This is a genomic window from Phycicoccus flavus, from assembly GCF_004025965.2.
Lineage (GTDB): Bacteria > Actinomycetota > Actinomycetes > Actinomycetales > Dermatophilaceae > Phycicoccus > Phycicoccus flavus.
Window position 1 is genome coordinate 1 of sequence record NZ_SAYU02000014.1, and the last position, 14,850, is coordinate 14,850.

General features: G+C 75.7%; 10 protein-coding genes. 2 read left to right on the forward strand and 8 right to left on the reverse strand.

The genetic code is table 11. The features are described from left to right. The 4 genes from thrS to EPD83_RS06130 form a co-directional block, all read right to left on the reverse strand. A partial coding sequence (gene thrS / locus EPD83_RS06115; protein ID WP_128368309.1) for a threonine--tRNA ligase occupies positions 1-1,967 on the reverse strand: 1,967 nt, incomplete at its 3' end. A 107-nt stretch (positions 1,968-2,074) separates the two neighbouring features. Next, positions 2,075-2,641, reverse strand: a complete 567-nt coding sequence (locus EPD83_RS06120; RefSeq protein WP_128368664.1) for a hypothetical protein — start codon at positions 2,639-2,641, stop codon at positions 2,075-2,077. A gap of 101 nt (positions 2,642-2,742) precedes the next feature. Beyond that, complete coding sequence (locus EPD83_RS06125) at positions 2,743-3,753, reverse strand: phosphotransferase enzyme family protein (protein WP_128365764.1); 1,011 nt, start codon at positions 3,751-3,753, stop codon at positions 2,743-2,745. Positions 3,754-3,829: 76 nt separating this feature from the next. Further along, positions 3,830-4,159 (reverse strand): hypothetical protein, encoded by a 330-nt coding sequence (locus tag EPD83_RS06130; protein ID WP_128365763.1) that lies wholly within the window; start codon positions 4,157-4,159, stop codon positions 3,830-3,832. A 204-nt stretch (positions 4,160-4,363) separates the two neighbouring features. Here EPD83_RS06130 and EPD83_RS06135 point away from each other — a divergent pair, with 204 nt between their 5' ends. Beyond that, positions 4,364-4,855 (forward strand): Crp/Fnr family transcriptional regulator, encoded by a 492-nt coding sequence (locus EPD83_RS06135; RefSeq protein WP_164896169.1) that lies wholly within the window; start codon positions 4,364-4,366, stop codon positions 4,853-4,855. Here the strand turns inward: EPD83_RS06135 and EPD83_RS06140 are convergent. The 3 genes from EPD83_RS06140 to EPD83_RS06150 all read right to left on the reverse strand — a co-directional run bounded on the left by EPD83_RS06140 (position 4,849) and on the right by EPD83_RS06150 (position 9,655). Continuing rightward, entirely contained in the window at positions 4,849-7,968 is a 3,120-nt protein-coding gene (locus tag EPD83_RS06140) for an MFS transporter (protein WP_164896168.1), read from the reverse strand. The genes EPD83_RS06135 and EPD83_RS06140 overlap by 7 nt on opposite strands. A gap of 130 nt (positions 7,969-8,098) precedes the next feature. Next, complete coding sequence (locus EPD83_RS06145) at positions 8,099-8,830, reverse strand: metallophosphoesterase family protein (RefSeq protein WP_128365760.1); 732 nt, start codon at positions 8,828-8,830, stop codon at positions 8,099-8,101. A gap of 15 nt (positions 8,831-8,845) precedes the next feature. Further along, a complete protein-coding gene (locus EPD83_RS06150; RefSeq protein WP_128365759.1) occupies positions 8,846-9,655 on the reverse strand; it encodes an MBL fold metallo-hydrolase in 810 nt (269 codons plus the stop codon). 113 nt (positions 9,656-9,768) lie between these two features. Here EPD83_RS06150 and EPD83_RS06155 point away from each other — a divergent pair, with 113 nt between their 5' ends. Continuing rightward, complete coding sequence (locus EPD83_RS06155) at positions 9,769-13,533, forward strand: adenylate/guanylate cyclase domain-containing protein (RefSeq protein ID WP_165566347.1); 3,765 nt, start codon at positions 9,769-9,771, stop codon at positions 13,531-13,533. A 30-nt stretch (positions 13,534-13,563) separates the two neighbouring features. On the opposite strand, the gene EPD83_RS06160 is transcribed toward EPD83_RS06155, so the two are convergent. Beyond that, a complete protein-coding gene (locus EPD83_RS06160) occupies positions 13,564-14,826 on the reverse strand; it encodes a hypothetical protein (RefSeq protein ID WP_165566348.1) in 1,263 nt (420 codons plus the stop codon). Positions 14,827-14,850: the final 24 nt, after the last annotated feature.

The following is a 14,850-nucleotide window of genomic DNA, read 5'->3' on the forward strand; positions in this document are numbered from 1 at the left end:
CCGTTCTTCTGGCTCCCGTCCCGGTAGCGGAACGACACCGCGCCCGCGTCCCGGTCCTCCCCACCGGCGATGAGGACGAACGGCACCTTGGCCTTGCTCGCGTTGCGGATCTTCTTGGGGAAGCGGTCGTCGGAGGTGTCCAGCTCGAAGCGCAGCCCCGCGGCCCGCAGCTTCTCGCCGACTTGGGACAGGTACGGGACGAACTCCTCGGCCACCGGGACGCCGAGCGCCTGCACCGGCGAGAGCCACGGGGGGAACGCGCCGGCGTAGTGCTCGACGAGGACCCCGATGAAGCGCTCGATGGACCCGAACTTCGCCGAGTGGATCATCACCGGCTCCTGGCGGGAGCCGTCCGCCGCCTGGTACTCCAGCCCGAACCGGTGCGGCTGGTTGAAGTCGTACTGGATGGTCGACATCTGCCAGGTCCGGCCGATGGCGTCGCGCGCCTGCACGGAGATCTTCGGCCCGTAGAACGCGGCGCCTCCGGGGTCCTCGACGAGGTCGACGCCGAAGGACTCGGCGGTGCGGCGCAGGACGTCGGTGGCGGCCTCCCACTGCTCGTCGGAGCCGATGAACTTGTCCTTCTTCTCGCCCTCGGTGGCCCGGGTGGAGATCTCGAAGTAGTAGTCGTCGAGGCCGAAGTCGGCGAGCAGGCCGACGACGAACCGGAGCAGGTGCTCGACCTCCCCCGGCGCCTGCTCGGCGGTGACGTAGGAGTGGCTGTCGTCCTGGGTCATCGCCCGCACCCGGGTGAGGCCGTGGACCACGCCCGACTTCTCGAACCGGTACACCGACCCGAACTCGAACAGCCGCATCGGCAGCTCGCGGTAGGACCGGCCCCGCGAGCGGAAGATGAGGTTGTGCATCGGGCAGTTCATCGCCTTGAGGCGGTACTCGGAGTGCTCGAGCTCCATCGGCGGGAACATCGTGTCGGCGTAGTACGGCAGGTGCCCGGAGGTGTGGAACAGCCCGTCCTTGCTGATGTGCGGGGTCCCGACGTACTGGAAGCCCTCCTCGATGTGCCGCCGGCGGACGTAGTCCTCCATCTCGCGCTTGACGACCCCGCCCTTGGGGTGGAAGACGACCATCCCGGAGCCGAGCTCGTCGGGGAAGGAGTAGAGGTCCAGCTCCGAGCCCAGCCGGCGGTGGTCCCGTCGCTCGGCCTCGGCCAGCCGGTCCAGGTAGGCCTTGAGGTCCTCCTTGGTCGGCCAGGCGGTGCCGTAGACCCGCTGCAGCTGGGGGTTCCTCTCCGACCCGCGCCAGTACGCCGCGGCGCTGCGCATGAGCTTGAAGGCGTTGCCGAGCACCTTGGTCGAGGGCACGTGCGGGCCGCGGCACAGGTCGCCCCAGGCCACGGAGCCGTCGCGGCGGACGTTGTCGTAGATGGTCAGCTGAGCGCCGCCCACCTCGACCGACGCGCCCTCCCCGAAGGCCTCCAGCGCTTCGCGCTGGTCGCCTCCGTGGGCCCGGGCGGCGTCCTCGGCCGAGCCGCCCTTGAGGCCGATGAGCTCGATCTTGTACGGCTCGTCGGCCAGCTCGACGGCGGCATCGGCGTCCGACACCTCGCGGCGGCGGAAGGTCTGGCCCTCGTTGACGATGCGCTGCATCGCCTTCTCGAGCGCCTTGAGGTCCTCCGGGGTGAACGGGTCCTCGACGTCGAAGTCGTAGTAGAACCCGTCGCGCACCGGTGGCCCGATGCCGAGCCTGGCCGACGGGTTCACCTGCTGCACGGCCTGGGCCAGGACGTGGGCGGCGGAGTGCCGCAGCACGTCGAGACCGTCCTGCTCCGCGGCGGTGACCGGCTCGACCGACTCGCCGTCGGCCGCCGGGAGGTGCAGGTCGCGCAGCTCGCCGTCGACGCGGGCGACGAGCACCGCCCGGTCTTCGCCGACGAGGTCGCCGTAGGTCGTGCCCGCGTCCACCACTCGCTCGCTGCCGGCGACGTGGACGGTGATCTGGGCGGACATGGTCGGCGCTCCTCGTGGGGGTCGGGGCGCGCGCCGGCGTCCCCGGCGCGCCCGACGATGCTATCGAGGCGCTCCATGGCGGGGCGCGCGAGTTCCGCCCGGCCGGCTCAGGGCGTGGGAGGCGGTGCCGGGGTGACGACCCACGAGACGCCGACGGCCAGACAGAACAGGGCGAGCGAGACCATCCACAGCAGCCGTCCCCGCTGCAGGTCGTGGCGGGCGGCGGCCGTCCGGATGTCCCAGCGCCGGGCGGAGGCGTCCGCGTCGAGCTCGCTGAGCCACGTCGGACCGTTGGCCGCCCGGACCATCCGGAAGAGCGAGACCAGCGCCGCCCCGAGCGAGGCGGTGAGCAGCACCATGAGGACGTAGCGGGGGACGCCCTGGTACTTCATGAAGCCCTCGCCGGGCTTGATCGCCAGGCTGGCGAGGACCAGCGTGAACGTCCCGGCCACCCCGTTGCGCCACCCGTCGGCGCGCGTGCGGACGGCCTCGAGCTTGGCCTTCGCGACCGCGACGTCGGTCGGCCGGTCCGGCTGCCCGCGGCCTCTCTTGGCTTCGTCCTCGGCCTCGGCCTCGAGCGCCGCCCGACCGTCGCTCTCCAGTGCGTCGAGCCGTGAGTCGATGCTGGACCTGCGCAGCGCCGCCCGCGCGGACCCGACGGTCATCCTGGCCATGGCGGTCCCTCCTCGCTCGGCCGGCGGGCCGTCCGGGAGGCGGTGCCGGTGGCCGGATTCTGGCCCTGCCGGTGCGTGCCGGCAACCGCAGCGCGGGCCCGTCAGCGCTCGGGTGGGTCGAGGACGAACCGGCCGGTGTCGAGCCAGTGCCGCAGCCGGGTCACCGTGCGTCCGAGGTACTCCGGGAGCATCGCCCGGAACTCCGGGGTCGAGGAGGTGAGCAGGCTGTTGGCGAGCAGCAGCTGGCGCGAGGCGACGAGCGCCTCGAACACCTCCGGGTCGAGGTCCGGCAGGGGCGCGACCTGCGCGTACCCGGCGCGGACGGCCGCCTCGGCGGGGACGCCCTCGGCGTCGCGCAGGTAGAACGTCGCGACGGCGAGGTCGAGCGCCGGGACCGCGAGGCCGGCGTCGTCGAAGTCGAACACCGCGAGGCGGCCCTCGTGCCACTTGAGGTTGCCGCCGTGCAGGTCGCCGTGGACGACGACCGGTTCCGCGCCGGCCAGCACCGTGTCGAAGGCCGCGCGGGCCCGGCCCAGCGCGGTGTCCAGCACGGCGCGGCCGCCCGGACCCGGGACGTCGACGGTGGAGATCCGGTCCGCGTCCCCGAGCAGCGGCTCGGCGAAGAGCGGCAGCGAGGTGCCCTCGGGCAGCCGCCACCGCGCGGCGTGGAGGTGCAGGGTCGCCATGGCCTCCCCGAGGGCGTGCGCCTGCTCGGCGTCGCACTCCTCGACGTCGGGCCCCTCGAGCCAGGCGTGGGCGACGACGAGGAAGTCGCGCCCGGCCGCGGCGGAGGCCACGGTGGTGAAGGGCGCTCCGGTCAGGGTCGGGACCGGGTCCGGGACTCCGACCCCGGTGTCGCGGGCGATGGCGTGCACCCACGCGAGCTGGGCGGTGAGGTGCTCGGGGGTCGCCAGCGAGTTCGTGTTGACCCTCAGCGCGACGTGCCGTCCGTCGCGCGCGGTGACCTCGAAGGTCGTGTTGAAGCCGTGGAGCACGAGCTCGAGGCGCTCGACGTCGAGCCCGAAGTGGGGCGCGGCCGCGGTCGCCACCCCGCGCAGCAGGTCGACCTGGGCGTCGGTCCCGAGGTCGGCGAAGGCGGCGGAGGCGGTCACCGGGCCAGTGCACCAGAACGCCCGGGGCGGCCGCCACGCGGATTCGGCCACGAGGCGGCCACCTCCGGAGCGGGCCCTACGAGCCGGTGGACCCGGGCTCGCAGGTGATGACGAAGCTGATGTCCTTCTCCGAGGTGTAGGTCCCGGCGCCGAACGGGCTCATCGCGACGAGCGTGTAGTCGGTGCCGGCCTTGAGAACGACGAAGCCGCTGCCCTGGGCGACGGTCCACTCGGAGACCCCGTCGGCGAGCTCGACCTTGTCGCACGAGTACTCGCCGTTGTTCTCCCAGTAGGACGGCTTGTTCTGGTCGGGGACGGCCCGGGCGACGGCGGGTGTGGTGCCGGCCAGCAGACCGGCGGCGGCGGCCGCGGCCCCGGCGGCCAGGACCCGGGTGGTGACGCGCATGACGGATCGACTCCTTCGTCGGGGTACCGGCTGCCCTCTGCAACCACCGGTCCGGCGGACCGGAGCCGTCACGCTAGCCAGGCCGCGGTGCCGGGCACCATGGCCCGACCGGGCCACGGCCGGGTCGGGGACGACGTGCCGCGGGGGCGTCCGGGCGTGGGACGTCGCCCGGCACGGACCTCCCGGATCGGCATACTGGCGGGCGTGGACGACCTGCTCGCGCTCTGCGCCGACCTCCCCGTCCGGCAGGTCGCCCCGGGCGAGGTCCTCCTCGAGGAGGGCGCGGCCGCCGGGGCGCTGCTCGTCCTGCAGTCCGGCTCCGTCGTCGTCGAGCGCGGGGGCACTCCCTTCGCCCGCATCGACACCCCCGGCGCCGTCTTCGGCGAGCTGGCCGTCGTCCTCGGCGTCCCCGTGACGGCGACCGTGCGCGCCGACGACGAGGTCGTCGTCAGGGTGGCCGAGGACCCGCGGGCGTTCCTCACCGAACGGCCCGGGGCCGCGCTGGCCGTCCTGCGGACGACCGCGGCGCGGCTCGACGGGCTGACCCGCTACCTGGCCGACGTCAAGGAGCAGTACGCGGGTCTCCCCGGCCACCTGGGCATGGTCGACGGCCTGCTCGACACCCTCGTCCACCACCAGGGCCCGCAGGCCCGGCCGGGCTCCGCCCGCGACCCCGAGGGGCACCTCGGTCACTGACCGTCCGGCGCCCGCAGGTCACCCCCGGTGCGCTCCAGCAGCAGGCGCGCGGCCGCGCGGCCCGCGGAGACCATCCGGTCGAACTGGTGGAACTCCAGCAGCCCCACGCCCATCGACGACGGGGAGACGACCCACGCGCCGTGCCTGCGGGCGGACTGCACGGCGCCCCCGCTGCCGATCATCATCGTGCGCACGAGGGTGTCGCCGAGTCCGGGCACGCGGGGCCGCCCACCACGGTGTGCGCCGGACCCGCCGGTGCCGATGGAGACGGCGACCGTCGGGCCCTCGTCCCGGCGGACGAGCAGGTCGGTCGGCAGGGCGTCCAGGACGCTGCCGTCGACGAGCAGCCGCCCCTCGTCAGTCGGCACCGGTGCCCAGAGGACGGGCAGGCGGCAGGAGGCGACGGCGGCGTCGACGAGCCGGCCGCGCTCGTGCTCGACCCGGCCGCGGCCGACGAGGTCGACGCTCACGGTCCTCAGCGACCGTGGCAGCCCCTCGAGCACCTCGTCGGCGCCCAGCCCGCGCGACAGCCCGACGACGAGGCGGCGGCCCTTGGACAGCGAGGTGATCGGGGCCCGCCAGTCCGAGAACGGTCGGTGCCGGACGAACTCGTCGTAGCAGACCTCCTCCAGCTGTGCCCCGTCGCGGCCGATGGCGTAGGCCGCCGCAACGACGGCCCCGAGGCTGCACCCGGCGAGGCGGTCGATGGTGAAGCCGGCCTCCTCGAGCTCGCGAACCACGCCGATGTGGGCGATGGCGCGGGCGCCGCCGGCACCCATGACCACGCCGAGGGAGGCTCCGGCGAGGCGGTCCGCGAGGGGCCGCAGCCCGGCGGCGAGGTCGCCGTCGACGACCGTCAGCTGCCAGGCGTCGGTGGCGGCCACCCAGTCCGCGCGGCGGGCCGGCACCGGGCGCGGCCCGACGAGGACGAGCTCGGGACGGCGGCCCGGGACCGGTCCTGCGGTCTCGTGCGGGGGGTCGGTGGCCGCGTCGGCGACGAGGACGACGGTGTCGGCCTGCCGGACGCACAGCTCGTGCCAGGCCCGACCGTCGGCGTCGGCGTCCGCGCCGGGAGCGACGAGGACCACGCGGTCGTGGCCGCTCTCGGCCCGGGCCAGGCCCTCGGGGTCGACGCGACCGGGCGCGAGGACCGACACGTGGTGGCCGATCCGGGCCACGAGCCGCTCGGCGACCTCGTGGACCGGCGCCCCCGGGTGCAGGCCGACGACGGAGACCACGGTGGGCCGCTCGGGTGGCGGCGCGGCGACGGCCGGTGCCGCGGTGCGCAGCCGCTCGGCGACCTGGCCGAGGACGAACCGGCTGGCGGCGGCGTCCGTCGCGAGGACGCTCTCGACGGCGTCCCGCGGCAGCTCCAGGACCGTGCTGTCGCGACGGGCGCGCACGGTCGCCGACCGCGGCTCGCCGGTGAGCAGGGCGAGCTCGCCGAGCACCTCCCCCGGACCGACCTCGCGCACCGTCCGCCCCCCGACGAGCACCTCGAGCCGGCCGCGGTGGACGACGAAGGCCGACCCGGAGGGCCCGCCCTCCTCCACGAGGGCGGTGCCCGCCGGGACGTCGCGCAGCCGGGCGGCCTCCTCGAGGCGCTGGCGGGCGGCGACGGGGAGGGCGGCGACGAGCGGGACGGCGGCTAGGTCGGTGGCGCCCGCCCCGACCTGCCCGCGGGCCGACCATTCCGCCGGAGGGTCGGGCGCGTGGACGAGCGGCGGACGGTCGCCGTCGTCCGCCTCGTCCTCGGGGGCGGGCCGCAGGACGCCGAGCGGCAGCGCGAGGACCGCGACGACGACGAAGGCCGTGACCGAGAGCAGCCAGCCGTCGCGGAAGGCGCCGACGGCCTCGGCCGGCGTCGGGTCGCCGATGACGACGACGAGGACGGCGATGCCGAGGACGCCACCGAGCTGCCGGGCCGCGGAGTTGACCGCCGAGGCCGTGGCGTACCGGCCGCCGGGCACCTGGGCCAGGGCGGCACTGCCGAGGAGCGGCAGGGTGGCGCCCACGCCGATGCCGCTCAGCAGCTGTCCGGGCAGCCACTCGGACCAGAAGGCCGGCTCCAGGCCGACCCGCTGGTGGTACCAGAGGTACGCCCCGGCCCACACGAGGGCCCCGGGGACGACGAACCAGCGATAGCCGTGCCGGTCGGCCAGCGGACCCAGCCGGGAGGCGACGACCGCGGCGACGACCGCCCCCGGCACGAGGGCCAGCCCGGCCTGGAGGACCTCGTAGCCCCAGACGTACTGCAGCCACAGGATGTTCGTCAGCAGGTAGGCGTAGAAGCCGAAGCCGGCGACGACCGCGGCGAGCGAGCCGAGGTCGAAGGAGCGCACCCGCAGTAGCGCGGGCGGGACGAGCGGTGAGGGGTGGCGCCGCGAGCTGACGACGAAGAGCGCGAAGACGAGCACCGCGCCCGCGAAGGAGGCGAGGACGCCGGTGCTGCTCCAGCCCCAGTCCGAGCCCTGGACGATCCCGAGGTTGAGCAGCGCGAGCGACAGCGCGAGGGTGGCGGCGCCGAGCAGGTCCGGCAGCACGCGCCGACCGGGGGCCCGGCTCTCGACGAGGTCGCGCCGGGCCAGGGCGAGCGCCGCGATGCCGAACGGCAGGTTGACGAGGAAGGCCCAGCGCCAGCCGCCGACCTCGGTGAGGGCGCCGCCGATGGGCGGTCCGAGGCCGGCGGCCACCGCGGCGGACGCGCCCCACAGGCCGATGGCGTGGGCCCGCTTCTCCCCCGGGTAGGCGGCGATGACCAGGGCCAGCGACGCCGGGACGAGGGCCGCCGCGCCGAGCGCCTGGAGCACGCGGGCCGCGACGAGGAGGTCGACCGAGGTCGCGGCCCCGCACAGGACCGAGGCGACCGTGAAGACGAGCACCCCGCCCGCGAAGCAGCGCCGCCGGCCGATGAGGTCGGTGAGCCGGCCGAAGACGACGAGGAAGGCGGCGAAGACGATGTTGTAGGCGTTGAGGACCCACGAGAGCTCGCCGATCCGGACGGTCGGGAACGACTCGCGGATCGAGGGGAAGGCGACGTTGACGACGGTGGCGTCGAGGAAGGCGAGGAACGCGCCGAAGCAGGCGACGAGGAGGACCCGGCCCGCGGGCACGCGCGCCGAGCGCGGGGTCGGTGCCGGGGCGGCAGGGGCTGCTGAGGTGTGCGGACTCGCGCCCGTGCGTGAGGTCGGCACCCGAGGAAACTATCCCGGCGCGCGGGCGGGGGGATATGGCCCGATGTGACTAGTCCCCCGGCGTGTCGAGCGGCACGGTCTCGGACTCGAAGACGCCGTACCAGAACGCCGTGCGCTCCGCCGCGTCGAGCACGACGTGCGGCGGCACCGGCCCGATCTGCTTGCCCGCGTTGAAGACCCACGTCGGACCGAGCCGGGCCCGCCACGAGCCGCCGCGGGCCCACGGCGCCTGGTGGATGTGCCCGCAGAGGACGACGTCCGGGCGGTGCCGCCCGATCCACGCCGCGAGCTCGTGGTCGGGGAACTCCCGCCGGCCGTCGGTGCACAGCGGGGTGCCCGCGGGCGGCGCGTGGTGCACCCAGACCCACGTCTCCGGTCGGCCGGGCGCCGCCGCGGTCAGCTGCCCGTCGAGCTCGTCCCGACCCAGGGGGCCGTCCCACCACGGGCACACCGTGACCCGCACCGGCCCGAGGTCCAGGCTCGCCCCGTCCGTGACGACGCCGTCGAGCCGCAGCCCCCGCAGCCAGCCGGCCGTCTGCTCGCCGTTCGCGCCCGGACCGTCGAGGTCGTGGTTGCCGGACGCGACGGCGACGACGGCCCGCTCGGCCAGGCGCTCGAGGTAGCCGCGCAGGACCACGGCCTGCACGTGGACCGGCACGGGGTTGACGACGTCCGCGAGGTCCCCGGCGAGGACGACGAGGTCCGCGTCCGCGGCGGCACCGAGCAGCCAGTCGTAGTGGGGCAGCCGGTAGTGCAGGTCCGACACGGAGAGGATGCGCACCGGTCCGCCGTCCGCTCAGGGCGTGAGGACGAGACCTTCGCGGGCGGTCACGACCTCGAGGTCGGTCGCCACGAGGGTGGCCATGGTGTCGAGGGCGTCGTCGACGCGCCCGGGACCGTGGTGGAACAGCACGAGGCGCCCGGCGCCGACCCGCTCGGCCAGCCGGACGGCGTCGTCGACCGTCGCGTGCCCGAAGTCGCGGGCCCGCGGCCGCTCGCCCTCGAGGAACTGCGCGTCGTGCACGAGGACGTCGACGCCCTCGAGCGCTCGCAGCAGGTCCGGCGACACCCCGACCGCCGGGGCGTGGTCGGGGACGTAGGCGACGCGCCGCCCGCCCTCCCCCACGACGTAGCCGTAGGTGCGCCCGCCCTTGTGCTCGACCTCGACGGCGGTCACCTCGAACCCCTCGCGGGTGGACGTGCCCGGGTCGACGGCCTCGAAGGACCAGTCCCCGACGAGGCCCTCGGGCTCGATGGGGAAGGACGGCGGCGACATCTGCCGGGCGAGCAGGTCGCGCCCGGAGGACGAGCCGTCGGACGGCGCGACGAAGGCGACGCGGGCGTCCGGCCGGTCGATGGCCGGGAGGAAGGGCAGGCCCTGCACGTGGTCCCAGTGCAGGTGGCTCACGAGGATCGTCCCGTGGAACGGCCCGCCGTCGAACATGGGCTGGGCCGCCCGCAGGCCCGACCCGGCGTCGAGGAACAGCGTGGGGACCGTGCCGCCGGACGGGGTGACCGCCACGCACGAGGTGTGGCCGCCGTACCGGACGAAGTCGGGGCCGGGCGAGCACGCCGACCCCCGGACGCCGAGAAAGGTCAGCTTCACGCGGGAACCCTCGATCTCCGTGCGGTCGGAACGGTCGGTCCCGCTGGGCAGGCGGAATACTAGCGGGGCCGGCCGCGGACCGCCCGGCCTGACGTCGGAGGGAGCGGACCGAGGTGAGCGACCTGCGACGCCACGTGCCCCCGGTCGCCCTCGCCTGGGACGCCGAGAGCCCAGGGTCGCTGTGGCGCGCGGTCGACGGCACCCTCGTCTTCGCCGACGTCTCCGGGTTCACCGCGCTCACCGAGCGGCTCTCGCGCCGTGGCCGGATCGGCGCGGAGCAGGTCGTCGAGACCCTCAACGGCGTCTTCGGCCCGATGCTCGAGCTGAGCGCCGCCCGGGGCGGGGAGATGCTCAAGTTCGGCGGCGACGCGCTGTTCTTCCTCTTCCGGGGGCCGGACCACGCCGTCCGGGCCTGCGACGCGACGGCCGAGATGCAGGGCTCGCTGCGGACCGCCGCGAGCCGGGTCGGGGACGGCGGGCGGCTGTCGCTCTCGATGTCGGTGGGGATGCACTCGGGCGAGGTCCACCTCTTCCTCGTCGGCTCCCCCACCCGGGAGCTGCTCGTGCTCGGACCCGCGGCGTCCGCCACCGCGGACGCCGAGAAGACCGCCGAGGCCGGCGAGGTCGTCCTCACGCCGGCCACGGCGGCCCTGCTGCCCCGGGACGCGGTCCGCACCCGGGACGACGGCGTGCTCCTGCTGCGCCGCCGGCGGCCCGCGCGGTCCGGGTCGGACTCCCCCGCACCGCTGCCCGCGAGCGACGACCTCCTGCGGGGGCTGTTCCCCCGCACCCTCGGCGAGTACCTCTCCCCCGGGCCGCCGGAGCCCGAGCACCGGCTGGCCACCATCGCCTTCGTCCGCTTCTCCGGCACCGACGCCCTCCTGGCGTCGGCCGGACCGGCCGCGCTGGCGACGACCCTCGACGCCCTCGTCACCGGCGTCGAGGAGGCGCTCGCCACCGAGGGGGTCACCCTCCTGGCCACCGACCTGGACCGTGACGGCGGCAAGTTCTTCCTCGGCTCGGGGGTGCCGGTCAGCCGGGAGGACGACGAGGGCCGGATGCTGCGCGCGCTGCGGCGCGTCCTCGACGCCGACCTCCCGCTGCCGGTCCAGGTGGGCGTCAACCGCGGCCACGTGTTCGTCGCCGAGGTCGGCGTGGACCGGCGGGCCGCGTACTCGGCGATGGGCGACACGACGAACACCGCCGCCCGGATCACCGCGGCCGCCCCCGCCGGCCGCCTCTACTCCCACCCCGGCGTGCTCGACCACGCCCGCACCCGGTTCGCCACCCGCCCGCGCGGGCCCTTCCCGATGAAGGGCAAGGCGGCGCCGGTCCTCGTCCTCGAGGTCGGGGACGAGACCGGCACCCGCGAGGTCCAGGAGGAGCGCCGGCTGCCCTTCGTGGGACGCGAGTCCGAACGCCGGCTCGCCGCGGGCGTCGTCACCGAGGCGCTCGGCGGCGCCGGCGGCGTCCTCGTCGTCGAGGGCGGGACGGGCCTGGGCAAGTCCCGCCTCGTGCACGAGGTGCTCGCCGCCGCGGGACGCGCCGACCGCCTCACCCTCCAGGCCGAGCCGTACGGCGCCTCCAGCGCCTACCGGGTGCTGCGCGACCCGCTGCGCTCCCTCCTCGGGATCGAGCGCGCCGACCCCGCGACCATGGGCGGCGCGCTCGTCCGGGCGGTCCAGGAGTCGGCGCCGGACCTCCTGCCGCTGCTGCCGCTCCTGGCCGACGTCGTCCAGGTGCCGGTGCCCCCGACGCCCGAGGCGGACCTCGTCGACCCGCAGTTCCGCGCCGACCGCACCGCCGACGTCGTCGTCGACCTCCTGGGGCGGCTCGTCGCGGGACCGCTCGTCGTGCTCGTCGAGGAGGCGCACTGGGCCGACGCCGCGTCCTCCTCCCTCCTGGAGCGTCTCGCGGCGGCGAGCACCGGACGGCCCTGGCTCGTCGTCGCCGTCCGGCGGCCCGTCGAGGGCGGCTTCTCCCCGGCGACGGCGACGCACGTCGTGCTCGACCCGATGCCCGCGGCCGCCCTGCGCCGGCTCGTCCTCGCCGCGACGGCGGAGTCACCGCTGCGGCCGCACGAGGTGGACGCGGTCGTCGAGCGCGCCGAGGGCAACCCCCTCTTCGTCGAGGAGGTGACCCGGCTGGCCCGGGGCGAGGTCTCCCTCGAGAGCCTGCCCGAGTCGCTCGCGGCCGCGATGAGCCGCCAGATCGACGAGCTGGGGCCCGCCGCCCGCCGGGTGCTGCGCTACACGGCGGTCCTCGGCCGCAGCTTCCGCCGGGCCATCCTCGACGCGACCCTCTCCGCCGACGGCCTCCACGTCGACCCCGGCACCGAGGACGCCCTGAGCGGGCTCCTGGTCCCCGACGGACCGGAGCGGATGCGCTTCCGCAGCAGCCTCGTCCGCGACGCGGCGTACGAGAGCCTGCCGTACCGGGTCCGGGCCCGGCTGCACCGGACGGCGGGCGAGGTGCTCGAGGAGCTGAGCGAGGACCGGGACGCCGACGCCGCGACGATGGCGCTGCACTTCGACCGGGCGGGCGACGCGGTCCGCACCTGGGAGTACGCGCGGCGGGCCGGGCACCACGCCCGTCGCCGCCACGCCAACGCCGACGCCGCCGACCACTTCTCGGTCGCCCTGGGCGTCGCCCGCCGCGTGCCGGAGGTCAGCGGCCCCGACCGCGCGGCCCTGTGGTCCGTCGTCGGGGAGCTGCGGGAGCTGGCGGGCGAGTTCGAGCAGGCCGTCGAGGCCCAGCGGCAGGCCGCGCGGCTCCTGCGCGACGAGCCGGAGGGCCGGGCCCGGGCCCTCGTGGCCCTCGCGACGGTCCAGGAGCGCACCGGCGCCTACCCGACGGCCCTGCGCACCGTCGCCCGGGCCCGCGCCCTGCTGCCCGGCATGCCCGGTGCGGAGGCCCGGCGGCTCGCCGTGCGGCTCGACACCCTCACCGCCCTGGTCCGACTGGGCCAGAACCGTCCGGCCGACGCCCGCACCTGGGCCGAGCGGGCGGCCGAGGGCGCCCGCGAGGTCGAGGACCACGAGACCCGGGTGCGCGCCCTCATGCTCCTGGACTTCGCCGACCTCCAGACGGGGGCGGCGGGCCTCGGGGAGCGTCACCGCGAGGCGCTGGACATCTGCGTCGAGCACGGCTTCCGGCAGCGCGAGTCGGTCGCCCGCGCCAACCTCGGGGCGTTCGCGTACTACGCCGGCCGCTGGACCGAGGCGGCGCGCTGGTACGACACGAGCCGGACCGTCGCCCTCGAGGCCGGGAACGCCTTTGGTGCTGCCGAGACCGAGGTCAACCTCGGCGAGCTGCTCATCAACCAGGGCCGTCTCGAGGAGGCCGACCGGGTGCTCGCCGACGCCGTTCGCGTCCTGCGGGCCTCGGGGGCGGTGACCTTCCTCGTCCTCGGCGAGCTCCAGCGGGCCCGGCTCCTCGTGAGCCGTGGGGAGCTCGAGGAGGCCGCCCGCACCGCCGAGCGGGTCCACGAGCAGGCCCGCGGGCTCGGCCAGACGACGAGCGCGATGGAGGCCGCCCTCGTGCGCGCCGACGCCGTCTCCCGGGAGGGCCGCGCCGAGGAGGCCCTCGCCCTCGTCGCCACCGCCGAGCGGGAGCTGCGGGCCGACGCCGGCTTCTCCCTCGCCCGGATCTGTCTCCAGCGCGCTCGGGCTCTGCTCACCCTCGGCCGCTTCGAGGAGGCCGACGAGATGGTCCTCACCGGTCGGCAGGCCGCCCGCGAGCTCGGCCTCCCCTACGAGGAGGCCCTCCTGCTGCGCCTCGAGAGCCGGGTGGCGCGCCACCAGGGTGACGACGAGCGCTGGCGCAGCAGCGACGCCGAGGCCCGCGAGATGCTCGAGGGCCTCGGCGTCAGCGTGTGAGCGGCGCGGGCGACCCGCCCCGCCCGCGGGTCAGACCCGCAGCCAGGCGTCCCCCGCGACGTAGACCCCGAAGGTCACGGTCTTGACGCCCTTGACCGTCGTCTTCGACGTCGTCGCGACGCAGGCGTACATCGCCGACGGCGGCGCCGTCGTCCCGGGCACGAAGCCCGTCGGGCACGGGGCCAGGGTCTGGGTCGTCTCGACGACCCGGCCGGCGGCGTCCAGCGACTCGAAGGTGATCCGCGGGGTCGGGACCGGACCGGAGTAGACGAACGACGTCGTCCAGAGCGCCTGGGCGTCGGTCTCGAGCTGCAGCGGCTTCTGGAAGTGCGCGTAGCTGCCTTCGGCGTCGACCCCGGTGGTGTTCCAGTACGGGTAGGCGACGCACGGGCCGCCGTCGAGGTTGCCGAGCCGCTTCCACGTCGAGCTCACCGTGTCGCTGCTCGCCGTCGCCGAGGTCTGCCCGCAGTCGAGGGTCGGGACGAGCTCGAACACCGAGGCGGAGCGGTAGTCGCCGAACGAGGCCGGCATCGGGTGCGCGGGGTCGTCGACCGGGCCGTCGCCGCCGCCCTCGAGCGAGAAGGATCCGGAGTCGGAGGTGAGGACGAGCGCGTCGAAGCCGATGATGCTCTTCGTGCCGCCGGTCCACGTCGGGGCGTTGATCTGCCACCGGCAGTGGTCGTTGGTCCCGCTGTCGGGCCCGGAGTCGGAGACGAGGTTGCACGACTGGGTCGTCGCGGGCAGCGACGTGCCGGCCGCGGTGCCGCTGACGAGCCGGAAGGTCCCGACGGTGACCCCCGCGAGCTGCGCCGTCGCCGTGATCGAGGCGTTCTGCTTGAGGTCGATGTCGAGCGAGGCCGACGAGGCGACGAGCTTGCGGGTGCCCGAGGCGTCCCGGCCGACCGAGACGACGAGCGACTCCCCGGCCGAGGAGTCGACGGCCGCGCACGAGACGCCGGACGCGGTCGCGCGCTCCCGGACCCCGACGCCGCCGGAGGCGTAGCCGACCCCGAAGTCCGCCGGCCGGGCGGCGAACCCGAGCAGCGACCGGCCACCGACGAGGAGCTCGCAGCTCTTGCCCGCGGTGAGGGTCTGGGTGGCCGACGAGGTCATCGTCGCCGGGTCCAGGAGGTCGACCGACCCCGTCGCGCCGGTCCGCAGCGCGAGCAGCGCCGCGACGTGGGAGGGGCTGCCGGGCGGTGCCGGGGCCGCGCTGCTCGGGGCGAGCGCCCCGAGGGTGGTGAGGGCCAGGACGGCCCCCGTGGCGGCGGCCCTGCGGGCGACGGCTCTCATGCTGGTGTCCCTGTCTGCGAGAGG

What these genes read in the sequence shown, in the direction of transcription:
- EPD83_RS06130 (WP_128365763.1), bottom strand. Translation starts at nt 4,159, where the DNA reads ATGCGCGTCACCACCCGGGTCCTGGCCGCCGGGGCCGCGGCCGCCGCC.
- EPD83_RS06120 (WP_128368664.1), bottom strand. Translation starts at nt 2,641, where the DNA reads ATGGCCAGGATGACCGTCGGGTCCGCGCGGGCGGCGCTGCGCAGGTCC.
- EPD83_RS06160 (WP_165566348.1), bottom strand. Translation starts at nt 14,826, where the DNA reads ATGAGAGCCGTCGCCCGCAGGGCCGCCGCCACGGGGGCCGTCCTGGCC.